21 protein-coding genes and 1 pseudogene are annotated in these 24,005 nt (G+C 62.2%); 17 read left to right on the forward strand and 5 right to left on the reverse strand.

What is annotated here, in order from left to right:
* Positions 1-14: 14 nt before the first annotated feature.
* Positions 15-1,460 (reverse strand): LCP family protein, encoded by a 1,446-nt coding sequence (locus tag BJI47_RS14570; RefSeq protein WP_088944632.1) that lies wholly within the window; start codon positions 1,458-1,460, stop codon positions 15-17.
* A gap of 303 nt (positions 1,461-1,763) precedes the next feature.
* On the opposite strand from BJI47_RS14570, the gene rfbD reads away from it, so the two are divergent.
* The 3 genes from rfbD to BJI47_RS14585 are packed head-to-tail and all read left to right on the forward strand — an operon-like array spanning position 1,764 to position 4,642.
* On the forward strand, positions 1,764-2,636 hold the full coding sequence (gene rfbD, locus BJI47_RS14575) for a dTDP-4-dehydrorhamnose reductase (protein WP_088944393.1): 873 nt from the start codon (positions 1,764-1,766) through the stop codon (positions 2,634-2,636).
* Positions 2,637-2,670: 34 nt separating this feature from the next.
* Complete coding sequence (locus tag BJI47_RS14580) at positions 2,671-3,567, forward strand: glycosyltransferase family 2 protein (RefSeq protein WP_088944394.1); 897 nt, start codon at positions 2,671-2,673, stop codon at positions 3,565-3,567.
* A complete protein-coding gene (locus BJI47_RS14585) occupies positions 3,557-4,642 on the forward strand; it encodes a sugar phosphate nucleotidyltransferase (RefSeq protein WP_088944395.1) in 1,086 nt (361 codons plus the stop codon). Before BJI47_RS14580 ends, BJI47_RS14585 begins: the two co-directional genes overlap by 11 nt.
* A gap of 5 nt (positions 4,643-4,647) precedes the next feature.
* Here BJI47_RS14585 and BJI47_RS14590 read toward each other — a convergent pair whose 3' ends face one another.
* The 3 genes from BJI47_RS14590 to cofD are packed head-to-tail and all read right to left on the reverse strand — an operon-like array spanning position 4,648 to position 7,518.
* Positions 4,648-5,196 (reverse strand): NUDIX hydrolase, encoded by a 549-nt coding sequence (locus BJI47_RS14590; protein ID WP_088944396.1) that lies wholly within the window; start codon positions 5,194-5,196, stop codon positions 4,648-4,650.
* A 1-nt stretch (position 5,197) separates the two neighbouring features.
* Positions 5,198-6,553 (reverse strand): coenzyme F420-0:L-glutamate ligase, encoded by a 1,356-nt coding sequence (locus tag BJI47_RS14595; RefSeq protein ID WP_088944397.1) that lies wholly within the window; start codon positions 6,551-6,553, stop codon positions 5,198-5,200.
* Positions 6,550-7,518 carry a 2-phospho-L-lactate transferase gene (cofD, locus tag BJI47_RS24695; RefSeq protein WP_088944398.1) on the reverse strand — a complete coding sequence of 323 codons (969 nt, stop codon included), beginning with the start codon at positions 7,516-7,518 and terminating at the stop codon, positions 6,550-6,552. The genes BJI47_RS14595 and cofD overlap by 4 nt, the downstream gene beginning before the upstream one ends.
* Positions 7,519-8,339: 821 nt before the next feature.
* On the opposite strand from cofD, the gene BJI47_RS14605 reads away from it, so the two are divergent.
* Positions 8,340-8,594: a WhiB family transcriptional regulator gene (locus BJI47_RS14605; RefSeq protein WP_088944633.1), complete on the forward strand. Its 255-nt coding sequence runs from the start codon at positions 8,340-8,342 to the stop codon at positions 8,592-8,594.
* Between the two features lie 44 nt (positions 8,595-8,638).
* Here the strand turns inward: BJI47_RS14605 and BJI47_RS14610 are convergent, their stop codons facing one another.
* Positions 8,639-9,127 (reverse strand): metallopeptidase family protein, encoded by a 489-nt coding sequence (locus BJI47_RS14610; RefSeq protein ID WP_088944399.1) that lies wholly within the window; start codon positions 9,125-9,127, stop codon positions 8,639-8,641.
* 75 nt (positions 9,128-9,202) lie between these two features.
* Here BJI47_RS14610 and BJI47_RS14615 point away from each other — a divergent pair, with 75 nt between their 5' ends.
* The 13 genes and pseudogenes from BJI47_RS14615 (at position 9,203) to raiA (ending at position 23,898) form a co-directional block, all read left to right on the forward strand.
* Positions 9,203-9,628, forward strand: a complete 426-nt coding sequence (locus BJI47_RS14615) for a DUF3499 domain-containing protein (RefSeq protein WP_176224867.1) — start codon at positions 9,203-9,205, stop codon at positions 9,626-9,628.
* Between the two features lie 250 nt (positions 9,629-9,878).
* Positions 9,879-11,255, forward strand: a complete 1,377-nt coding sequence (locus BJI47_RS14620) for a phosphomannomutase/phosphoglucomutase (protein ID WP_088944400.1) — start codon at positions 9,879-9,881, stop codon at positions 11,253-11,255.
* Positions 11,256-11,333: 78 nt separating this feature from the next.
* On the forward strand, positions 11,334-12,509 hold the full coding sequence (locus BJI47_RS14625) for a tobH protein (RefSeq protein ID WP_088944635.1): 1,176 nt from the start codon (positions 11,334-11,336) through the stop codon (positions 12,507-12,509).
* Positions 12,509-13,732, forward strand: coding sequence for a mannose-6-phosphate isomerase, class I (gene manA / locus BJI47_RS14630; protein ID WP_088944401.1), 1,224 nt, complete (start codon positions 12,509-12,511; stop codon positions 13,730-13,732). Before BJI47_RS14625 ends, manA begins: the two co-directional genes overlap by 1 nt.
* 138 nt (positions 13,733-13,870) lie before the next feature.
* Positions 13,871-14,276: pseudogene (locus BJI47_RS14635) on the forward strand (amino acid permease); the annotation flags it as partial.
* Positions 14,277-14,554: 278 nt separating this feature from the next.
* Positions 14,555-15,754 carry an alkane 1-monooxygenase gene (locus BJI47_RS14640; protein WP_176224896.1) on the forward strand — a complete coding sequence of 400 codons (1,200 nt, stop codon included), beginning with the start codon at positions 14,555-14,557 and terminating at the stop codon, positions 15,752-15,754.
* Between the two features lie 65 nt (positions 15,755-15,819).
* Positions 15,820-17,340: an adenosylhomocysteinase gene (gene ahcY, locus BJI47_RS14645; RefSeq protein ID WP_088944402.1), complete on the forward strand. Its 1,521-nt coding sequence runs from the start codon at positions 15,820-15,822 to the stop codon at positions 17,338-17,340.
* Between the two features lie 16 nt (positions 17,341-17,356).
* The gene (locus BJI47_RS14650) at positions 17,357-18,022 is read left to right on the forward strand and encodes a dTMP kinase (RefSeq protein WP_088944403.1); all 666 of its coding nucleotides are present in this window, start codon (positions 17,357-17,359) and stop codon (positions 18,020-18,022) included.
* A 4-nt stretch (positions 18,023-18,026) separates the two neighbouring features.
* Positions 18,027-18,704, forward strand: a complete 678-nt coding sequence (mtrA, locus tag BJI47_RS14655) for an MtrAB system response regulator MtrA (protein ID WP_027496508.1) — start codon at positions 18,027-18,029, stop codon at positions 18,702-18,704.
* Positions 18,701-20,446 carry an MtrAB system histidine kinase MtrB gene (gene mtrB / locus BJI47_RS14660; RefSeq protein ID WP_254900607.1) on the forward strand — a complete coding sequence of 582 codons (1,746 nt, stop codon included), beginning with the start codon at positions 18,701-18,703 and terminating at the stop codon, positions 20,444-20,446. Before mtrA ends, mtrB begins: the two co-directional genes overlap by 4 nt.
* Positions 20,446-22,215, forward strand: coding sequence for an MtrAB system accessory lipoprotein LpqB (gene lpqB / locus BJI47_RS14665; RefSeq protein ID WP_088944637.1), 1,770 nt, complete (start codon positions 20,446-20,448; stop codon positions 22,213-22,215). Before mtrB ends, lpqB begins: the two co-directional genes overlap by 1 nt.
* Positions 22,216-22,269: 54 nt before the next feature.
* Positions 22,270-23,007 (forward strand): ComF family protein, encoded by a 738-nt coding sequence (locus BJI47_RS14670; RefSeq protein ID WP_088944404.1) that lies wholly within the window; start codon positions 22,270-22,272, stop codon positions 23,005-23,007.
* Positions 23,008-23,229: 222 nt separating this feature from the next.
* Positions 23,230-23,898, forward strand: a complete 669-nt coding sequence (gene raiA / locus BJI47_RS14675; RefSeq protein WP_088944405.1) for a ribosome-associated translation inhibitor RaiA — start codon at positions 23,230-23,232, stop codon at positions 23,896-23,898.
* The last annotated feature ends 107 nt before the right edge of the window (positions 23,899-24,005 follow it).

A 24,005-nucleotide genomic window follows, 5' to 3' on the forward strand; every position in this document is an offset into this window, starting at 1 on the left:
AACCCTAGCGGAGCTCAGTTGACGCAGGCAGGGCCCGCCGAGCCTGCGTCGATCGGCGGCGCAGGCGATTCGCCTGCACTGCTCGCGAGCGTTTCCTCGGTGGTCGGGGATGAGGTGGTCGGGGATGTGGTGCTGCCGTCTGCGCCGGGGCCGGAGTAGTCCGAGGCCAGTACCACCCGAACGGTGTCGCGCGGCAGTGCGTCGTCGGTGGACACCTCGAGGCCGCCGAGAGCAGTTGCCACCGATCGCGCTGCGTCACTGTCCGGATCGGCCGCCTGAATCGTCGTGGTGGAGACCGACGCTCCTTCGTAGTTTCCGATCGAGCCGCTGGTGTATCCGATAGATCCGAGCGACGCCGCCACACCGTTCGCGAGTCCGTCGATTCCGCTGTCGTTGGCAACATCGACCGTCACAGACGACGGATCGACGGTGGGAGTATCGGTCCTCGGTGCAGAGTCTTGCTCGTCGGCGGATCCGTCGAGAAGCCCCTCGACGTAGGTCTTCACTGCATCGGGATCGACCTCGACAATTGATTCGCCGTAATCGGTTACGCCGTTGATGTCGACGGCGGGAATGGTCTCGAACTTGACCTTACCGCCGGCCAGATCCTGCAATCGGGTCGCGAATTGTATTATGTCCCAATCGGAATCGAGAACAACCGAACGTTGGACCGCGGAGCTGAGCTGACTCAACTTGCTGGGGTTGCTCAACGTTTTTGCACTCAGCACACTCCGCACGAGTGAAGCCATGAAGACCTGCTGTCGCACGATTCGATCGAGGTCGCCACGAGGAAGATCGTGTCGCTGCCGGACGAAACTCAATGCGTCGGCACCGGACAGTGTCTGCTCGCCGCTGGGAAAGTCAGCTCCGGACAGCGGCTCGTCCACAGAGGCATTGAGGCACACGTTCACGCCGCCGACCGCGTCGGTCAGGAGCACGAAACCGAGCAGACCCACCTCGGCGTAATGATCCACGGTGACCCCCGTCAGATCGGCCACCGACTCGATCAGCGCCTCGCGTCCGGCTTCGGTCGACTGTGGGTCCGCGTCCTTGTCGGACACGCCCTGTTCGACGAGTTCGAGGCGCTTGTTTTCCTTCGTGGCGCCGTACGCCGCGTTGATCTTGGACTTTCCTATTCCCGGAACCTCGACGTATGCATCACGGGGTATCGAGATCGCCGTTGCCGAAGAACCATCGTTCGGTACGCGAATGAGCACGATCGTGTCCGTGTTCGAGGCCACCTCTTCACCGGCGCGCAGTGAATCGAGCTCGCTCTGCGTCAGGGCGTTGCCGTGCGCATCGGTGCGGCTGTCGGTGCCGACCATGAGGATGTCCACGGCGCCGTCGGATCCACCACCTAGACCGAGGCCCCCTGCAGTAGCGATGTTGGAGCGAAGGTCGTCGACGCTTCGCCATGCGAAACCCGTCACGACCAGGACGAGAACGGATATGGCCGCGATCAGTATCCGAGGAACGCCTGGCCCCTCGGTCGGCAGTCCGTTTCCAGGTTTGCCGACAGCGCTCTCGCCTTCGCCGGGGCGGTCGTTGCGGTATGGCGCCCGGGTACGCGCCCGGGCAGAGCGTTGCCCAGGGTCGCGACGCCGCGCCGAGGACCGCCGCTCGCCTCGCGATCGGTCAGACTCTCGTTGCACCTGGTGACCTCTCCACTCTTGTTCCATGCATTTCTCGCCCCGACCAGTCAGGTTACTTGTGAAGTGTCACCGTCTCGCTCAAGCACCGCTGGCGTGCCACACTTTGCAACCGTGGCGAAAATTCTTGTGACCGGCGCGGGCGGACAGCTCGGCCGGCAGATACTGCACCTTTCGGACAACAGCGGCACGGCGAGCAGTGTCACGACGATCGGTGTGACCAGCGCAGAGCTGGACATCACCGACGCGAAAGCAGTTGCCGACGTCGTCGAGCCGGGCATGGTGGTGATCAACTGCGCCGCCTATACCGCGGTCGATGCTGCCGAATCGGACGAAGCAGCGGCGTCGAAGGTCAACGCAGACGGTCCGGAGAACCTGGCGATTGCGTGTGCACGCGTCGGTGCGCGCCTCGTTCACGTCTCCACCGACTACGTGTTCGACGGCACCGCGACCTCCCCGTACCTTCCGCAATCTCCGACGGCCCCGCGCAGCGCTTACGGTCGGACCAAACTAGCCGGTGAGGAGGCCGTCCTGCGGGCGTTACCCTCGGCAACGGTCGTGCGTACAGCTTGGGTCTACACCGGTACCGGGTCGGACTTCGTCTCGACGATGCTTCGCCTCGAACGCGAGCGAGACACCGTCTCGGTGGTCAACGATCAGATCGGATCACCGACTTATTCTCGTGATCTCGCGTCCGGACTGCTCGAACTTGCTGCGTCGCCTTCGAGCGGGCAACCGATTCTTCATCTGACGAATACCGGGACCGCAAGCTGGTTCGAACTGGCCCGTGCTGTTTTCGCCGGTGCGGGTGCGGACCCCGAACGTGTGTTGGCTTGCTCGAGTGCGGAGTTCGTGCGCCCCGCTCCCCGGCCGTCGTACTCGGTGTTGTCCGCTGATGCCTGGACCGCTGCCGGCCTTACCCCACTGCGGCCGTGGCGCGCTGCGCTCACCGATGCGTTGGGTGAGGTAATTGCCGGAGCGAGGTGAGGCAATAACGGCTTCGCCGGATAGTCTGGCCCGCGTGAGTTCCAAGCTGGCCGTCGTCACGGTGACCTATTCCCCCGGGAAGTATCTGGATCAATTCCTCTCCTCCCTCGCTTCGGCGACAGAGGAGGTGCCGCTCGTCATCATGGCCGACAACGGGTCGACCGATGGAAGCGTCGAGGCCGCGGACGCGCGCTACCCACACGTGAGGTTGTTTCGAACCGGAGCCAATCTCGGCTACGGCGGAGCGGTGAACCGCGCGGTAGCCGAACTCGACGACGACATCGAGTTCGTGGTCGTCGCCAATCCTGATGTGCGGTGGCATCCCGGATCTCTCGACGGTTTGCTTGCCGCGGCGGAGCGATGGCCTCGTGCGGGTGCGCTCGGGCCTCTCATCCGCGAGCCCGACGGCACCAGGTACCCGTCTGCTCGCGCAGTTCCGGATCTCACCTCAGGTGTCGGGCATGCTGTCGTCGGCAAAATCTGGCCGGGCAATCCGTGGACGCAACGTTATCGGCAGGACAACGAGGAGGTTACCGAACGCGCTGTCGGCTGGTTGTCCGGATCTTGTCTTCTGCTTCGTCGTGCCGCTTTCGATTCCGTGAACGGGTTCGATTCCCGTTACTTCATGTATATGGAGGACGTCGACTTGGGAGATCGGCTCGGAACCGCCGGATGGCTGAATGTCTACGTGCCCGACGTGGAAATCACCCACACCAAAGGTCATGCGGCAGGCCGACATCCAGAGTTGATGCTGCCTGCGCATCACGCGAGTGCGTACAGGTTCCAGGCAGACCGGCACCCCCATCCGTGGCAGGCTCCCATACGATGGGTTCTGAGAGCGGGCCTGGCGGTGCGCTCGAAGGTGGTTGTGGCTGCGGCACTTCGACAGCGACAGATCGACGAGAATAGAGAGGCCGACCATGTCAGCTGAAACCCGTTCCAATACAGATGCCGTAATCCTTGTGGGCGGCAAAGGAACTCGCTTGCGGCCACTCACGCTGTCGGCCCCGAAGCCTATGTTGCCGACTGCTGGTTTGCCTTTTCTGACGCATCTGCTCGCCCGTATCAAGGCCGCAGGCATCGATCATGTGGTGCTGGGTACATCGTTCAAAGCCGAGGTATTCGAGGACCACTTCGGTGACGGCTCGTCGCTCGGTCTCGAACTCGAGTACGTCACCGAGACGGAGCCCATGGGCACCGGAGGCGGTATTCGCAACGTTCTACCGCGATTACGGGCAGACAACGTCGTGGTGTTCAACGGCGACGTCCTCGGCGGCACCGACTTGACCGCGGTCCTGGACACCCATGAGCGGACCGAGGCAGATGTGACGCTGCATCTCGTGCGGGTCGGTGATCCTCGTGCATTCGGTTGTGTTCCCACCGATGACGACGGGCGAGTGACAGCCTTCCTGGAAAAAGCTCAGGATCCGCCGACGGACCAGATCAACGCTGGTTGCTACGTGTTCAAGCGTGAGATCATCGAGACCATTCCGCATGACCGACCGGTGTCGGTCGAGCGGGAGGTGTTCCCAGCCCTTCTCGCCGATGGCCGTCGCGTCTTCGGCCACGTCGACAGTGCCTACTGGCGCGACATGGGAACCCCGGAAGACTTCGTTCAGGGCTCGGCGGATCTCGTGCGCGGCATCGCTCCATCGCCTGCGTTGAACGGCACCCGAGGTGAATCCCTCGTCCATCCCAGCGCAGGCGTTGCTCCCGGTGCGCTGCTGATCGGTGGCACTGTCATCGGTCGTGGCGCGGAGATCGGCGCCGGCGCACGTCTCGACGGTGCGGTCGTGTTCGACGGTGCTGTCGTCGAAGCCGGTGCGGTGGTGGAGCGTTCGATCCTGGGATTCGGTGTACGTATCGGACCGCGCGCACTGATCCGCGATGCCATCATCGGCGACGGAGCAGACATCGGTGCCCGCTGTGAACTGCTTCGTGGCGCCAGAGTGTGGCCAGGAGTCAAGTTGCCCGACGGTGGAGTCAGGTTCTCCACCGACGTCTGATGTCGCTAACGCAGTAACGCGAGTTCCACGAGATGGGTGATCGTGTCCTTCTCGGCGGTGTCGGGAAGTGCGTCGACGGGCCACCAGCGCAGGTCCGTGGATTCTGCACTGCGGACGGCCTGGGCCCCGGCTGGGGCGCGCACCAGGAACCTCAGGTCCAGGTGCCGGGTGGGCTTTCCGAGTGAGCACGTGATCGGGTGTGTGTGCGCGGACAGCAGTGCCGTGTCGATGTCGAGATCGTCGATCCCGGACTCTTCCCGAGCTTCACGCAACGCGGCGTCGACCACGGTGTCGTCGGATTCTTCACAGTGACCGCCCAGCTGAATCCAACGGCCCACCCGCGGGTGCAGGGTGAGAAGTACGTTTCGGCCCTCCGCGTCGAGAACCAGCGAAGACGCGGTGAGGTGCCCTGCTTCGTTGGCTCGCAGGCAGGCGTCGACATTGCTGTCGATGAAGGCGAGCATCGTGTGGCGGAGTGAATCTTCGTGCCACTGGCTAGTGCGCCACTGCTTCAGCACAGTGGTGGCGGACCTACGGAGCGTGCTCGAGCTCATCTCACATCTCCAGCAGTTCGTCACTCAAGGGGTGTGGCTTCCGCACGTCAGTAGGACTGTCAGGATGACCGATTGCGATGGAGCCCAAGGCTTTCCAGTCGGAAGGTACGCCCAATTCGGTGCAAACCAGGTCTGCAGCGAAAATCGTCGAGCCGATCCAACAGCTACCGAGTCCTCGCACGGCCAGCGCCACGAGTAGACCTTGCACCGCGGCGCCGACGGCAACGGTGAACATCGTTTCCTCGGCTCGGTTTCGGCGCTCGTCGGGGTACGTGTGTGCCCCATCCGGTACGCAGAAGGGAATCACGATCTCGGGCGCATCGAACAAGATGTCGCCGCGTGAAGTTCTGCGCTCGATCTGCTCGTCGTTGTATCCGTCCGAGCGGAGGTCCTCACGCCACTTGTCCTTCATCTTGTTCAACAGTTGAGCGCGCAGAGTCGGGGTTCGAACCCACACGAATCGAACCGGATGGGTGTGGTGCGGTGCGGGAGCAGTCAGTGCTTCGGCGACGGCGCCGCGTATCTCCTCTGGATCCACCGATTCGTCGGTGAAGGAACGAACCGAGCGGCGAACGAGAAGAGCCTCCCGTCGCCCCTTGTCGATCGACTCGGCGGTACCGAGCCAGAAGAGGTCTTCCTCACCACTGCGCACCAAATCCCTTGCGCCGGTGCCGTTGTCGATCGGCTTCAGGCCACGTACGACGGCAACTGGAACGGCGCCGAGCTTTCCTTTGACCAAATCGCCTGCGGCGGCGATCTCGTCGGCGACAGCGACTTCGGTCACGATCAACTCGTTACCTTGGCGGTCCTCGGCGCCGGCATAGCCGTGGATCACGGCGAGACCGGCCGAGCCGATCGCGGCGTCGATCTGGCCGATACGCCACGCGCGACCCATGGTGTCCGTGATGACGACGCCGACGTCGACTCCGAGCGAAGACGCCAGGGCCGCTCGTATTGCGGCAGCGCTTGCATCCGGATCTCTCGGAAGCAGGGCCAATTCGGCCCGATCGACATTGGATCCGTCGATCCCCGAGGCAGCCTGCACTATGCCGAGACGATTCTCGGTGATCAGTGTTCGACCCTTGCGAGCAACGATGCGCACTGCTTCCTGCTCTACCAGCAGTCTTCGCGCGGTATCTCGCTCTTCCGGGTCCAGTGGGGCGTCGACCAGTCGACCTTCGGCCTTGGACACGATCTTGCTGGTGATCACCACTATGTCGTCTTTGCGAATCCACGGCGCGCGCGCGGCGATCGAGGACGCGACATCGTCGCCCGGCCGAAACTCAGGTAACCCGGTCACAGGGATTATCTCGATGCTGCCGCCAGGAGCATGGTCGGTCGGATTCGCCTCGGTCACAGCTCGAGTCCAGCCGACCGAAGTGCCGCTGCGGCCATCGAGGCGGTCGTTTCGGGGTCGGTCATCAGTAACGGCACGCTGTGTACGTCGACGCCGGGAATGGTGGCCTGATCGGTCGAATGGATCAACCATGCGTCGAGAATTCCGGTGTCCGATCGTGCGCCGTAGTGACGCCCGACGGCCTCGGCGGATGTCTCGACACCGATGACAGTCAGGCATTCGTCTGCCATTCCGCGCAACGGCTTTCCGTCCACCACCGGCGACAGGCCGACAATCTTGGCCGACGTCGTACGTAGTGCACTGCGAATTCCGGGGACAGCGAGGATCGCGCCGACGCTCACCACCGGATTGGATGGAGCCAGAATCACGGCGTCGGCGTCGGCGAGGGCATCGAGAACCCCGGGCGCCGGAGTTGCTTGCTCGGCACCGATATTGGCGAAGCTGTGTGTCGGAATCTGTGCTCTGTAGCGAACCCACCACTCTTGGAAGTGGATTGCTCTCTGAGTGTCTCCGTCCTTTTCGTCCGGGTCGGTGACGACGACATGGGTCTCGCTCCGGTCGTCGGTCACCGGTAGGAGTCGCACGCCTGGCTTCCATCGATTGCACAACGCCTCGGTCACCGCCGAGAGCGGATATCCGGTCCTGAGCATCCGGCTTCGGATGAGATGTGTGGCAATGTCCCTGTCTCCGAGCCCGAACCAATCCGGGTCGGCCCCGTACGCGGCTAGTTCGTCACGCGCATGCCAAGTCTCCGCGATGCGTCCCCAACCACGCTCGGTATCGATTCCGTCGCCCAGGGTGTACATGCAGGTGTCGAGGTCGGGGCAGATGCGCAAACCGTGCATCCACACGTCGTCTCCGACATTGACGATCGCTGTGATCTCGTCGTCGTCCCCGAGCAGTGTTTTGAGGCCCTGTAGGAACCGGGCTCCGCCGACTCCACCGACCAAGACAGTCACTTTCACAGATTCAGAGCCTAGGCTCTCGGTCGAATCTATCGGTCGGCGCCCGCCTCCTCGGCGGCGCCGATGCGGTGCAATCCGGACCCCGTCCCGGTTTCGACGCGTTTTTCGGGGCGCGACACGCCGACGACAGGCCATTATGCGGGGAGAGGGCCGATTTCGGTCTGGAGATGGTATTGCAATATCCCGCATCGGCTTGACCGCAACCTACTTCGGCGTGTCTAATCACATTTATGTCATTCCCCGACCATCAGGCGAGTTCGCTTGGAGTGACCCTTGATTCGAACACTCGTTCCCATCTGACGTCGAGTATGCCGGAGCGTGTGTTGAAAGTCGACGGTTGGGGTATGGGTACGAATAGCGGCGCGGGGCAAGGTATTCGGAATCGACCGGAAAATTCTGTGCTATCGAATGGTGAGGAGGCGGAATCGATGTACGACCAGTACGATGCACGTGAAAACCGGGGCGAGCCACAAGCCCACATCAGCGTGGTCAGCTACGCGTCGGAGACTGATTCCCGGGTGCGCGCGGGACGAGGCGACTGCGGGAACCGTATGAATGACAAGACTTTTGCGCCACATGCAGTAGGTGGCCGCTCGGATACGTTTGCTGTCGATGTAACTGAAGCGGACGTGGCGCTCGGTCGCGGTTCTGTGGTTCCCGGGTCTGAAGATGTAGACGATCTGGATGATATCCGTTCAGAATCAACGGATTCCAGCACTGTAGGTGTCGATCACGATTCCGAGGATTTCGTAGACGAAGACGACGCAGTGAGGGAGGGAACAGCTCCGCCGGTGCGTGTTCCGGAGAAGCCGTTTCTGAGTATGATCGCTGGATTCGATCGAATGTTCGAGGAGATCGAGGATCAGTGGCAAGAGCGTGCGCTCTGCGCGCAGACGGATCCTGAAGCATTCTTTCCCGAGAAGGGTGGATCGACTCGCGAAGCGAAACGTATCTGCCTCGGTTGCGATGTCAAGGGCGAATGCCTGGAGTACGCGCTTGCCAAGGACGAGCGTTTCGGAATCTGGGGAGGACTATCGGAGCGGGAGCGTCGTCGGCTGAAGCGGGGTATCGGCTAGGTCGAGGACCTATCTGGATCGAGGTACTCGCTGGGGTCCTCGGGTTAACGTTCTTCTTCCATGCTCGGGTCGACGGTGTCGGGGTCGACTCCTAAGTAAGTCGCAACCTGTTCGACAAGCACTTCGTAGAGAAGATCTTCCAGATCCTCCGGGTGCTTGGCGCGTCGCTCCAAGGGCCGCCTGAACAACACGATCCGTGCGCGTGTGGATTCTCCGCGCTTGTCGATGCCCGCAGGCACCAGTCTGGACAACGGAACGGGGCCCTCTGCTACCACCTCGGGAGGCCACGTGACCGACTCCGGATCTATGGCCCTGATTTTGGGTACTTCGTCGACTGCAATGTCCAGTCTCTCCAAACGCTCGTGCCACTTGTGGTCGATACGAGCGAATGCTTCCAACACCACCCGGTCGAATTTATCTGCGCGCGATCGGTGCCCTGGGACGGTCGCGGGGAGCACCGGGCCGCGAACTCCGCGGCCACGACGGTCCGCGGATCGGGAGGTCGGTTGTCGTCCGGAGCCAGTTCGAGCCATGCCCAAGGTTATCGTCTGACCCTCCGCGGTGTGTCGGGCGGCGTGCAGTCGGAGTCGCGGGATAGTCTCTTGCTCGTGAGATCACTGCGTGGATGCTGCAGGCCCGGGTGTAGCCGTTCGGCCGTCGCGACGCTCACGTATGTCTATTCGGACTCGACTGCCGTCGTGGGACCGCTTGCCACTGTCGCCGAACCCCACTCATGGGACCTTTGTGAAGTACACGCTGTGACGACCACTGCGCCCAAGGGCTGGGAAATGGTTCGCTACGAGGGTGGCTTCACTACTACGACGCCCGACGAGGACGACTTGACGGCCCTGGCCGAAGCCGTTCGCGAGGCAGGCCGTGGCGACCGTGTGCGACGCGAGGATACCGAGGCCGAGGACCGAGTTCGAGAACGAGACATTCGCGCTGACGTGGCTGGAGATCGTCGGGCGTCGGCGGCGCCGGCGCGGACCGGCCGACGGGGTCACCTTCGGGTGCTTCCGGATCCCACTTCCTGAATTGCTGGGGAATCTCCGAGTCCGACCCGGAGGTTCGGTCATTTGTTCGGTTCGATCTTCGGTCGTCGTACTCGTCGATTGTTTCGCACCACCCGGTCGCATGGGGTCGGTCACAACTGGTCGGTATTCTCGCGCTCGACGTATCGAGATGTGACAGATTCGACTCCAGAAGACGATGTCCTAAGAGCAGGGGCTAGGCCTCAGTGGCCTCCTCCACCGCTCACCCACCGAAATTCACGAGGAGTCGTTCGTGGCACGAACTGCCGAGTCCGTCGATGCTGTCATCAAGGCCTATGACGTACGAGGGGTGGTGGGCGAGCAGATCGACGCAGACTTCGTGCGAGACGTCGGCGCATCGTTCGCGCGATTGGTCCGAGAGAAATCCGTCACGCAGGTCGTGATCGGACACGACATGCGCGCATCGTCGCCGGAGTTGTCGCGGGCATTCGCGGACGGAGTCGCCTCGCAGGGCCTCGACGTCGTCCACATAGGTCTTGCCTCCACCGATCAGCTCTACTTCGCATCGGGTGTTCTGGATTGCCCTGGTGCCGTGTTCACCGCAAGTCACAATCCTGCGGAGTACAACGGCATCAAGCTGTGCCGTGCGGGCGCGAAGCCGGTAGGGCAGGACACCGGTCTCGGCACGATCAAGGCCGAGCTGGTCGACGGTGTTCCGGAATACGATGGGCAACCGGGAAGTGTATCGGACCGTGATGTTCTGGTCGAGTACGCCACTTTCGTGCGTGATCTAGTCGATCTGTCTCAGGTATCCGGTGTCAAGATCGCAGTCGACGCCGGAAACGGGATGGGCGGGCACACCGTGCCTGCTGTGTTCGATTCGTTGCCGGTCACCATCTACCCGCTCTACTTCGAGCTCGACGGAACCTTCCCCAACCACGAGGCGAATCCGCTCGACCCCAAGAATCTCGTCGACTTACAGAACTTCGTACGCGAGACCGGTGCCGATATCGGATTGGCGTTCGACGGTGACGCGGATCGGTGCTTCGTCGTCGACGAGCTCGGAAATCCGGTCTCTCCGTCGGCAGTGACCGGGCTGGTAGCCGAGCGCGAGCTCGCCAAAGAACCCGGTGCGTCGGTGATTTACAACCTGATCACCTCCCATGCGGTTCCGGAGTTGGTGACCAGGCTCGGTGGTACACCGGTACGAACCAGGGTCGGCCACTCGTTCATCAAGCAGCAGATGGCAGAGACCGGCGCTGTATTCGGCGGTGAGCACTCCGCCCACTACTACTTCCGCGATTTCTGGGGCGCCGACTCCGGAATGCTCGCGGCGCTGCATGTCCTGGCAGCTCTCGGCGCTACAGATCGACCGCTCTCGGAGTTGATGAAGTCGTACGAGTCGTACTCCGCGTCGGGGGAGATCAACTCGACTGTCGATGATGCCACCGAGCGCACGAATGCAGTGCTCGTCGCCTTCGCGGACCGTACGGTATCGGTCGACCGGCTGGACGGTGTCACCATCGACCTCGCGGACGGTGCCTGGTTCAATCTCCGAGCCTCGAATACCGAACCACTGTTGCGTCTCAACGTCGAAGCCCGAACCAGTGAAGATGTTGATGCTTTGACCTCCGAGATATTGGGCATAGTGCGAGGACAACTGGAATAGTGGGCTGGGAGGCTCGCAATCACGAACGCACTCGATCGGCGAGTGGACGTCGGTAAAGAAAGGACGGTGCAGACAGTCATGACAGCTCCGTCGTCTCTGCTGAATTTGGATGACGCCGCCGCACTTGCCGCCGCCGATACCGACGGGGCTCTGCGCAGCGCCGCATTGGCAGGTGCGCAAGTTCGTGCGACGTATGCAGCCGTCGAGGAATTTGTGTCCGAACGGCTGGGTGATCTTCGCCCTCGTAGTGTTGTTTTCGTCGCGGGCGAAGGTCGCGCGGGTCGGGCCGCGTCCATGCTCATCGCCGCGGTCGGTGCACGCATCGGTTTTCCGCTTGTGCACGCCGCGACGACGCCGCTATGGGTCGGTCCGCTCGACGTAGTCGTCCTCTCCGGCCATGACGCTGGTGACCCACGGCTCGCAGAATCGACATCCGCAGCCGTTCGCCGAGGCGCCGAAACTGTTCTCGTCACCCCGGACGAGGGGCCGCTGCGCTCTGCTGCAGCAGGCCGCGCCGTGTTTCTTCCCCCGAGGGTCGCTGTGCGCGAGCACAACACGTTGATGCGTTACCTGGCGGCTGGGACGGCAGTTCTCGCTGCTGTGTCCGACGGCGCCTACCGATCCGTGCTTCCCGACTTGTCCGGCATTGCAGACCTGCTCGACGCCGAGGCGGCTCGAAATCATCCGTCGCACGAGGTTTTTCACAACCCGGCCAAGTCACTCGCCGCTCAGATTTCGGGCAGCCGGGTTGTGTTGTCCGGTGGGGGAGCCGTCGATGTCGAGTTGGCCCGACACGGTAGTGAGGTTTTGCTGCGGGCTGCCGGCGTCGTGGCGGGGGCGGGTGAGCTCTCCGACGTCGTCGCCGCTGTCGTGTCCTCTGCTCGTACGAGCGGTGCAGCACCCGTGGAATACGATGCGTTTTTCCACGACGACGAGTTCGACGGTCCCCGGCCCGAACAGGCGATTCGAGTAGTGGTCTTGACCTCGGATTCTCTGGCTGCCTCGGCCGAGCGTCGGACGGCTGCGCTACCGGACTCAGTCGTGATCACGGCGGGCCTACCCGAGATCGACCGGGGGAGCATCGATTTCGGATCGCCTGCAAACTCTGTGGTCGGTGCCGGCGGTTACCGGCGCGAAGGTCGGGACGGTGCAGGAACCAACCCGCACTCTGCCGGTGAACTGGGGGCAACGGCAGTATTGGCGACGCGGCTGGAAATGGCTGCCGCGTATCTACAGTTGATGGGCGGGAAATAGTGCATCCACTGCTCGGTGCAGTCAGGTCGTATGCGTGGGGATCGAGAACCGATCTTGCAGCTATGCAAGGCAGGCCGGTTCCGTCCGAACATCCGGAGGCCGAGATCTGGCTCGGGGCACACCCCGCAGATCCAGCAATGATCGACTACGGCACCTCGACGCGGTCGCTGCTCAGCGTCATCGACGAGAACCCGTCTCTCGAGCTTGGAGCGGATACTTCCGCGACCTACATGGGGAGGCTCCCCTTCCTGTTGAAACTGCTTGCCGCCGACGAACCCCTGTCGCTTCAGGCCCATCCGAGCGCGACGCAAGCTGCCGAGGGATTCGCACGTGAAGAGTCAGCACGAATTCCGATCGATTCTTCGTTGCGAAACTACCGCGATGCAAGCCACAAACCTGAGCTGATCGTTGCGTTGACCGAGTTTCACGCACTTGCCGGATTCCGGTGTCCGCAGAGGACAGTGGAGTTCATCGACGCGCTGAACGTGGACGCTCTGTCCGGGTACCGATCACTGCTGGCCGACCAGCCGGACGATGCAGGATTGCGGACTGTATTCACATCCTGGATCACCTTGCCCGGGCCTGCCCTCGATGCCTTGTTGCCGCTGGTCGCCGACGGGTGCGTCGAGTACCTCTCGACTCGTGCGCATTCCGACGGGGGTGAATTCGTCGCGGAGGCAAGAACACTTCTCGAACTCGGAGAGTCCTATCCGGGTGATGCGGGAGTGCTGGCGGCGTTGTTGCTCAACAGAATTACGTTGACCCCCGGCCAAGGTATTTTTCTCGATGCGGGCAACCTGCATGCCTACTTGACCGGTACCGGTGTGGAGATCATGGCGAACTCCGACAATGTGTTGCGCGGTGGCCTGACGACCAAGCACGTGGATGTACCAGAACTTCTCCGGATTTTGGATTTCCGGCCGTCGGAGGTGAGGATCCTCGAAGCGGAGCCTGGCATGAGAGACACCGTTGCCCGTTACGAGACACCGGCGCCGGAATTCGCGTTGAGCCGTGCCGCGGTGTCGAATGGCTCTTCGGTGAAGTCGGACAGTGACGGGCCGTCGATCGTGCTGTGTACCAAGGGACGGGTCGTGGTGGACGACGGCGACCGTGAACTGGTGCTCGAGCAAGGTTCGGCCGTGTGGATATCTGCGGCGGATCCAGCGTTCACCGCCGCGGCGCGATGGGGAGACGCCGAGATATTTTTCGCGACCGTCGGGTAGCCTTTCGCCCGGTACTGGAACCGTTCGATTGGAGCTCGATTTCCCTAGGTGTTACCCAAGGGGACTCGATGGGGCGGGCGAACAAGTCGCAAGCAGAGTACCGTCAGTGACCCGATCTCGACAGGTGGACCACACGCGATGACCGAAGATCGGCCGAAGAAGGCTCCGCGAACGACCGGCCTTTTCAGTACCAAGTCCGTCGAGCAGTCCATGAAGGACACCGATGAGCCGGACACAAAACTCCGGAAGGATCTCACTTCGTGGGACCTCACCGTGTTCGGCGTGGCTGTCGTCATCGGGGCCGGAATCTTCACGCTCACCGCGCGCACTGCAGGAAACGTTGCCGGACCCTCGGTGTCGCTGGCCTTTCTTCTCGCTGCAGTCGCGTGTGGGCTGGCGGCTCTCTGCTATGCCGAGTTCGCCTCGACCGTCCCGGTGGCGGGAAGCGCATACAACCTTTTCGTACGCCACCTTCGGTGAGTTCGTCGCGTGGATCATCGGGTGGGACCTGATCCTCGAGTTCGCGCTGGCATCGTCGGTCGTACAGACGAGACGATCCGTGCGCGCGAAGCGGCCAACGAACGCGACTCGAAATAGCGCCTCAGCGCGCTCGAATAGCCTCTTTACGGGGCGGTAGGTATGTTATAGGCTCCTCGAACCAACTTCGGGTCGAGTTTCAGGGGGTGTGGGTTGAGCCAGGTCGGTCGTAACTGCGCGGTTGTGGACGAGGTCTCCGGCGGTAGCGTCCCTCCCGTCGTAGCCCCACGCCACGAGCGCGAGGCGGCGAGCGCGTCGCAAGTGTCCACTTCATCGAGCGATACGGTGTCGATCACCGGTGCGCATCCTGCCGTCGCGAAAAGCCGGCGAGGCTACAAGCGGTACCTCTGGTTGCTCGGTCTCCTCGCACCCGCTTCGGCTTTGCTGCCCTCGCAACTGGTCCTGTGGACCGGCATGCCGGTATTTTGGTGGAGCGGGTTGATGGTCTTCTTCTTGATCATCCCGGTCCTCGACAAAGCGGCCGGTGAGGACGGTGACAATCCGTCCGATACCGACGTCTCGTCGATGCAGGAAGACAAGTTCTATCGATGGTGCACCTATGCGTTCCTGCCCATTCAGTTCTTCACGTTGCTGGTCGCCTGCTGGATGTGGGCTTTCGGAGGCTTGACGGTCATCGACAGCATCGGTCTGGCTGTCACGGTCGGTCTCGTCGCCGGAACTGGGATCAATGCGGCACACGAGTTGGGTCACCGGGTCGAAAAGCACGAACGTTGGCTCGCCAAGGTGGCATTGACCCAAACCTTCTACGGGCATTTTTTCGTCGAGCACAACCGGGGGCATCACGTCAGAGTGGCAACGCCCGACGATCCAGCCAGTTCCCGGCTCGGGGAGAATCTGTGGACCTTCCTACCTCGCAGTGTGGTCCTGGGGTTGGTATCGGCGTGGCATCTGGAAACGCAGAGGTTGGCTCGCCGGAGCATCCGACCTTGGAGCATTCGGAACAACCTTCTGCATTCATGGTTGATGAGTGCGATGCTGTTCGCGCTGCTGGCGCTGGCATTCGGACCCGCAATTCTGCCCTACCTCGCGCTGCAGGCCGTCGTAGGTTTCTTGCTGTTGGAAACTGTCAACTATGTCGAGCACTACGGACTGCTTCGGGATAAGAACGCTCGGGGGCGTTACGTCAGGTGCTCACCTCGGCACAGCTGGAACAGTGACCGACTGTGCACGAACATCTTTCTCTATCACTTGCAGCGGCACAGCGATCATCACGCCAATCCCTCCAAGCGCTACCAGGTTCTTCGCACCTGCGAGGAGGCACCACAGTTGCCGGCCGGATACGCAACGATGGTGATGATGGCGGCTTTCCCACCGCTGTGGCGTCGGGTCATGGACCCACGCGTGATTGCCCACTACGAAGGCGATGTGAGCAGAGCGAATATCCTTCCCCGGAAACGCGAGAAGATTCTCCGGGCATACGGAGAGCCAGGGTACGCACAGGCCCGGATGGCCAAAAGCAGGTAGCACGAACCCTCGGGGCGTCGACCCGATAGCCTGAAAGAGAACTTCACGCAATCAGGAGAGGCAAGATGACCACCTCAGTAACGCCGGATGATCGTTCGGCCACAGGATCGGCACTCACCGCGGACAACCTCGGTGGAATCGACTTCAAGGTCGCAGACCTGTCGCTGGCGGAGTTCGGCCGTAAGGAGATCCGCCTCGCCGAACACGAAATGCCCGGTCTGATCGCACTCCGTCGCGAATACTCCGAGGTGTTGCCGCTCAAGGGCGCTCGAGTATCGGGATCGCTCCATATGACCGTGCAGACCGCCGTCCTGATCGAAACTCTGGTCGCCCTCGGCGCCGAGGTTCGCTGGGCGTCGTGCAACATCTTCTCCACCCAGGATCATGCGGCCGCGGCCGTCGTCGTCGGACCGCACGGAAGTGTCGAGGAGCCCAAGGGGGTTCCGGTGTTCGCTTGGAAGGGCGAGACCCTCGAGGACTACTGGTGGGCCGCCGAGCAGATGCTGACGTGGCCTGCGGCCGCCGACGGAACGCCACAGCCCCCCAACATGATTCTCGACGACGGCGGCGACGCGACGATGCTCGTCCTTCGTGGCGCTCAGTTCGAGAAGGCAGGCGTCGTTCCGCCCACCGACGAAGACCATGACTCGGACGAGTACCAGGTTTTCCTCGGCCTGTTGCGCCGCTCGCTCGAAGAGTCGAAGACCAAGTGGAGCGAGATCGCAGCATCGGTCAAGGGCGTCACGGAAGAGACGACCACCGGAGTGCTGAGGCTCTACCAGTTCGCTGCGGCCGGCGAATTGACGTTCCCGGCGATCAACGTCAACGACTCGGTGACCAAGAGCAAGTTCGACAACAAGTACGGCACTCGTCACTCGTTGATCGACGGAATCAACCGTGGTACCGACGTCCTCATCGGCGGCAAAGCGGTTCTGGTCTGTGGCTACGGCGACGTCGGTAAGGGCTGCGCCGAAGCATTGAAGGGCCAGGGTGCTCGCGTCACGGTCACCGAAGCCGATCCGATCAATGCGCTCCAGGCACTCATGGACGGGTTCGACGTGCGAACCGTCGAGGAGTTCATCGAGAAGGCCGACATCGTGATCACCTCGACGGGCAACCTCGGAATCATCACGTTCGCGCACATGCAGCGGATGAAGCACCAGGCAATTCTGGGGAACATCGGTCACTTCGACAACGAGATCGACATGGCAGGCCTCGAGCGCGCGAAGGACGTCACGCGGATCAACATCAAGCCGCAGGTCGACGAGTTCCAGTTCGCCGATGGCCATTCGATCATCGTTCTGTCGGAAGGCCGCTTGCTGAACCTCGGCAACGCCACTGGTCACCCGTCGTTCGTGATGAGCAACAGTTTCTCCAACCAGGTCATCGCGCAGATCGAACTGTGGACCAAGCCGAGCGAGTACGACAACGAGGTGTACCGCCTACCGAAGCACCTCGACGAGAAGGTTGCTCGCATCCACGTAGAGGCACTCGGTGGCACGATCACCAAGCTCACCAAGGAGCAGGCCGAATACATCAATGTCGACGTCGAGGGCCCGTACAAGCCCGAGCATTACCGCTACTGATCCGGACGCGACCGCAGTGGGAAAACTTGTAGTGATCGAGGGAGTCGACGGGGCGGGCAAGAACACCCTGGCCCGTCGGCTCGTCTCGGCGTGGGAGCGCGAGGGCCACGAGGTCGCTCGCGTCGGGTTCCCGCGGTACGGGTTGTCGGTTAATGCCGATCTCGCTGCCGAGGCGTTGCGCGGTGAGCACGGGGATACTGCGGAGAGCGTGCACGCGATGGCTTTGCTGTTCGCCCTGGATCGACGGGACGCGGCTGAGATGATCCGAAAGCTGCTCTCGCACAACGATATTGTCCTGTTGGACCGATATGTTGCCTCGAATGCCGCATACACCGCGGCACGGCTCGAAGAGTCGGCCGACGGCGATGGGGTCGAATGGATTCGAGCTCTCGAGTTCGAGAGATTCGGGGTACCGATTCCTGATGTGCAGATCCTCTTGGACGTCCCCGTCGAGCTTGCCGCCGAACGTGCCGCGGCACGTGAGCAAGAGGATTCGACTCGCGTCAGAGACTCCTACGAGCGTGACTCCTCGCTTCAGAGCAGGACTTCGGCGGCCTATTGCGGGTTGGCTGCCGCGAACTGGGTGTCACCGTGGGAGGTGATCGACGCTGATGTCGATCCGACCCAACTCGCCGCGCACCTGGTCAATCAGACATCCGACGGCATGAAAGTGACACCATAGGACCATGAAGCCCCGGATTCTTGTAGTCGACGACGATTCGGCTTTGGCCGAAATGCTCACCATCGTCCTTCGTGGCGAGGGTTTCGAGCCGTTCGTCGTCGGTGACGGCACTCAAGCCCTGGCCGCGGTTCGCGAGAACCGGCCCGATCTGGTGTTGCTGGATTTGATGCTTCCAGGAATGAACGGCATCGACGTGTGTCGAGTTCTACGAGCGGATTCTGGTGTCCCGATCGTGATGTTGACGGCAAAGACCGACACCGTCGACGTCGTCCTCGGTCTCGAGTCCGGCGCGGACGACTACATCATGAAGCCGTTCAAGCCGAAGGAACTGGTTGCTCGTGTTCGGGCGCGACTGCGTCGCACCGAGGACGAACCGGCCGAGTTGTTGTCCATTGCCGACATCGTGATCGACGTCCCTGCGCACAAGGTGAGCCGGGGGGACGAGCTCGTGTCCTTGACCCCGCTCGAGTTCGATCTGCTGGTGGCGCTTGCTCGCAAACCGCGGCAGGTGTTCACTCGCGAGGTGCTTCTGGAACAGGTGTGGGGTTACCGTCATGCCGCTGACACCCGTCTGGTCAATGTTCACGTTCAGCGCCTGCGTGCGAAGGTCGAGAAGGACCCCGAGAATCCAGAAGTCGTTCTGACCGTGAGAGGGGTCGGCTACAAAGCCGGACCGCCGTGACCCGACTCTCCCACTCACGGCGGCGAATCAACGGAACGTTTTCGCCGCTGCTGCGCTGGTTGCGTTCGCTCAGTACTGCGCTCGGTCATGCGTGGCGCCGTTCGCTTCAGCTGCGGGTGGTGGTCTCGACTCTGACGTTGTCGCTGGTCGTCATCACCATCCTCGGGGTCGTTCTGACCAGTCAGATCACTGATCGTCTGCTGGAGGCGAAAATTACTGCTGCGACCGAGGAACTCGATCGTTCACGAACCACGATCGAAGGGTCGCTGGCAGGAGCAGACGATTCGAGTGGGCTGAGCACCCGTCTCGAGCGCGCCCGTGCACAGTTGACCAATCGCGACGTCGATGCCGGGCAGGCATCCGGGTCGGCGGGCACCTTCGATCCGGTGCTGATAGTCGAAGGCGACGGTGTTCGGAGCGATGCCTCCGTCGGTCCCGTCGATCAGATTCCGGCGAGTTTGCGGGAGTTCGTGAAGCAGGGGTTGATCAGCTATCAGTACGCGACGGTCTCCGATAACGAGGGCGGCTACTCCGGTCCTGCGTTGATCATGGGTTCACCCACCGGGTCCGATATCGCCGGGCTCGAGCTGTATCTGGTGTTTCCACTCGGGAGCGAGGACAGAACACTCTCGCTCGTTCGCGGAACGCTTCTCATCGGTGCTGTCGTGCTCTTGGTCCTACTTGCAGCGATATCGATGCTCGTCGCCAGGCAGGTGGTCCTTCCGATTCGCTCGGCCTCACGTATCGCCGTTCGATTCGCCGATGGACGACTCAAGGAGCGAATGCCGGTGCGTGGTGAGGACGACATGGCGCGGCTGGCCATGTCGTTCAACGAGATGGCGGAAAGCCTTTCCAAACAGATCACCCAGCTCGAAGAGTTCGGAAACCTGCAGCGACGTTTCACCTCTGATGTGAGCCACGAGCTTCGAACCCCACTGACGACGGTGCGGATGGCCGCAGACCTGATCCACGACGGCAGCGCAGATCTCGATCCGGCACTGAGGAGATCCTCCGAATTGTTGGTCAACGAGCTGGACAGGTTCGAGACGCTCCTCGGTGATTTGCTCGAGATCAGCCGTCACGACGCGGGTGTCGCCGAGCTTGCCGCGGAGCAACTCGATCTACGGATGTGTGCGCGAGCTGCAGTGTCCACGGTGCGGCATTTGGCGCGAGAGACTGGCACCGAGGTCATCGTCGATATGCCCGCTACTGCCGTCATCGCCGAAGTCGACCCGCGTCGGGTGGAGCGGATACTGCGAAATCTGCTGGCCAATGCTCTCGACCACGGCGAAGGTAAGCCTGTTCTGTTGCGGCTCCGAGCCAATGCGGACGCTGCGGCATTTGTCGTCCGAGATCAGGGAGTGGGGCTACGTCCCGGTGAGGAGAAGCTCGTTTTCAATCGCTTTTGGCGTTCGGATCCCTCTCGCGTGCGTAGATCGGGAGGGACCGGTCTCGGACTTGCCATCAGTGTCGAGGATGCACGGTTGCATGACGGGAAGCTCGAGGCGTGGGGGGCTGTCGGTGAGGGCGCATGCTTCCGGTTGACGTTGCCACTCGTGCGAGGCCACAAAGTGATCGGAAGTCCTCTGCCCTTGAAGCCGAGCACTCGCCGTTACACACAGGGTCAGCCGCTTCCCTCGCGGACCGATGTGCCGCTGACTCTGGATGCGGAGCACTCCGAGTTGTCCTCTGCGGTGTCAGGTGAGTCGACGGACACTTCGAACCAGTCGGAGTCATCGTGATCCGGCGGTGCTCGGCGACCGTTGCCGCCGTACTGGTCGTTCTCCTGTCGCTCGCAGGATGCGCAAGCTTGCCCGAATCGTCGACCCCACAGGCGATCGGTTCGATCACCGGAGGGGCGGCGTCGACTACACCGCCTCCGCCGGCGGAAGGCCGTGAGCCGGATCTGCTCGTACGCGACTTCCTCGTGGCGAGCGCGAATTCGGCGAACCGCCATCAAGCTGCACGACAATATCTGACACGCGATGCCTCCAGTACCTGGGACGACGGAGCCAAAACAGTCGTAGCGGACAGAATCGACCTTTTGTCCGGTCCTCGTACTTCGGACGAATCGGAATACACGATTCGATCGAACACCGTCGGCGTCCTCGCGTCGGGTGGTGACTATCAGGCGGGTGCGGGCGCGGTGGACTCCACGATTCGGATGGTCAAGGTCGACGGGGAGTGGCGGATCGACGAGCTTCCCCCCGGCGTACTGATCGATCGCTCGCAGTTTTTCAATGCCTACCAGCGCCAGTCGTTGTTCTTCGTCGACCCGCTCGGTGCGGCGTTGGTTCCCGATGTCCGGTGGCTCACCGGTTCGCCCGATCAACTGGCCAACCAACTCGTGCAATTGCTGATCGACGGGCCGAAACAAACCTTGGCGCCTGCCGTGTCGAACGAATTGGCGAACGATGTCGGTGTTCGTGGTCCGATCACCAAGGCCGATGGTCGAACAACACAGGTCGGCGTCGGTGCGGGCGGAGTGAAAATCGATTTCGGTGGACTGCAGTCGATGGATACGAAGAATCGTGAGCTACTTGCTGCCCAGGTGATCTGGACGCTCGCATCGGCCGACATATCCGGTCCGTACGTTCTGCTCGCAGACGGGCAGCCTCTCGATGACGACAAGCCGGACGGGTGGACGACCGCAGATGTCGGTTCTCTCGATCCCTTGGGGACACCCGAGACTGCAGTGGGTCTACACGCGTTGGTCGCCGGGCAACTGATGTCGGTCGAGGATTACGGTGCCGTTCCTGTTCCCGGATACTTCGGCACCGTCGACAACCTGCGTAGCGTCGCGCTGTCGAACGACGGAACGTTGGTGGCCGGCGTAGCAGACACCGGCCGCCCGGTGCCCGAGCCGTCCTCGACGTTGATGATCGGTGGGTACGACAGCGGGGCCTTCCCCGTGGCGGAGGGGCAGTCGATCACCAGACCTTCCTGGGGTGCTGACAACAACGCGGCATGGGCTGTCATCGACGGTACGAATGTGATTCGCGCAGCACGTGATCCGGCGACTGGACAGGTGTCGGTGGTTCCGGTGGACGCCACCGCCGTCACTGCGCTCGGGGTGAGGATCACCGACCTACGGCTGTCACGCGACGGTGTCCGGGCGGCCATGATCGTCGACGGATTGGTATATGTCGCGTCGGTCGTGCGCAAGGAGAACGGCTCGTACTCCCTCATGTCGCCCAAGGCGGTCGCGAACGGACTCGGTAGCGACGCTCTGGCGTTGGACTGGAGTACCGGTGACGCCATCGTCATCGTGCGTATCGCGACCGACGTGCCGGTAGTGCAGGTTACGACAGACGGTTCGCGCCTCGATGCGCTTCCGAGTCGGAACCTCACCGCGCCGGTCCTCTCTGTCGATGCGTCGCCGACGAACGAATACGTCGCGGATTCTCGTGCAGTATTTCAGCTGAACAATGGAGATCCCGCCGGTGACCGTTACTGGCGTGAAGTAGCAGGGCTGGCAGGAGTGAAAGCGATACCGATTCTCCCGGGCTGAGCGACCTATCAAGCTGGGAAAAAGTTGTCGTACCCGGATGTTGTGATTCGCCGTATGAACGCGACTGTGCGCACGTTGCTCGACCTGGCGCTCCCTCGTGAATGTGGGGGCTGCGGTGCTGGAGGAACTCTGTGGTGTCCTCGGTGCGAGGCCACGGTGTGCTCCGCCGTCGAGCGAGTATCACCTCGCGTCGACCCAGGAGTGCCGTGCTGGGCGCTCGGGCCGTACTCAGGGGCTCGCCGAAGCGCCGTCCTCGAGCTCAAGGAACGCAACCGTCACGACGTGGCCGTCCCGCTCGGGCGGGTTCTGGCTCACGCGGTCGAGCAACTGCGGATATGGGGCGAGATCGATCCGCCCGAGCTTTCACGACTCGTGCTCGTGCCGGCGCCCACTCGCGCGCGAGCAGCGAGGGTGCGAGGCGGTGATCATGTAGAGCGCTGTGCCAGAGCGACTGCGGCTGAGCTGCGACACGAAGTCGTGCGGATACCGTCGGTATTGCGGATGCGTAGGGGAGTGCGAGATTCGGTCGGGCTCAGTGCGTCCGAGCGGCAGGCGAACGTAGCGGGTCGCATTGAGTTGGCACCGTCGTACAGCGCGAGATCCCCCGGTCGTCGACATCGCGGACGCACCGAACCCGATGTCGCTGAGTGCGTGAGAATTCCGCGTGAGAGAACTGTCCTTCTCGTAGACGACGTACTCACCACCGGCGCCACGGCGACCGAATCAGTAAGTGTCCTAGAGAATTCGGGAGTGCGTGTCGATGGGGTATTGGTAGTTGCTGCAGTTCGGTAGGCGGCCTCGATAGTGCACTCCGGACACGCCGATGCACCAATTTCGAGTGAAGAGTGGCACACGAGCAGATGACAGACTAACGTCGCGGACACGACCTCGATATGTTCTTCGAGGTCTCGTAGTGGAGGTGATGCAGCCGCACGTGATGCCGGTTGGTTCCCCATTCGGCATGAACATTTGCCGCACTGCGAAAAGCGGTGCAGCCTATATCGGGAGGTACGAGTGACGACCCCTTCACAAGCTTCTGTTTTCTTCGACGAGAAGCCTTCGGACGAGTCCACCAAGACCAATGCCGACGTTGTGGTCAAGGGCCGCAATGTCGAGATCCCAGACCACTTCCGGGTGTACGTATCCGAAAAACTAGCCCGACTCGAGCGCTTCGACCCTTCCATCTACCTCTTCGACGTCGAACTGCAGCACGAGCGCAACCGTCGACAGGCCAAAGCATGTCAGCGCGTAGAAATCACTGCAAAGGGCAAAGGCCCGGTTGTTCGAGCAGAAGCTACTGCCGACAGCTTCTACGCAGCCCTCGAGTCCGTCACATCCAAACTGGAAGCGCGTCTACGTCGGACCAAGGATCGCCGCAAGGTCCATTACGGCGACAAGACTCCAGTGTCTGTGGCAGAGGCGACGGCAGAGTTGGCAGAGGACGACAGTCTTGCACTGAATCCGGACATCAAGCTGGATTCGTTCGAGGACGAGGCGACGGGACCCGGACAGATCGTCCGAACCAAAGTCCACTCCGCTGCACCGATGAGCGTGGACGACGCCCTCTACGAGATGGAATTGGTCGGTCACGACTTCTACCTCTTCCATGACAGCGCCGCCGACCGCCCGTCCGTCGTGTATCGACGGCACGCATTCGACTACGGGCTCATCAGACTCACCTGATCTGGCCGACGCCAAAGGTCCGACGTGCGTTTCGTGTCACGTCAGTGGGCCCGACCTGGGGTTCGACCCCAGGTCGGGCCCACCAACGTGTGGTGGGCCTGCAAAGC

The organism is Rhodococcus sp. 1168 (assembly GCF_002091955.1).
Classification (GTDB): Bacteria; Actinomycetota; Actinomycetes; order Mycobacteriales; family Mycobacteriaceae; genus Rhodococcoides.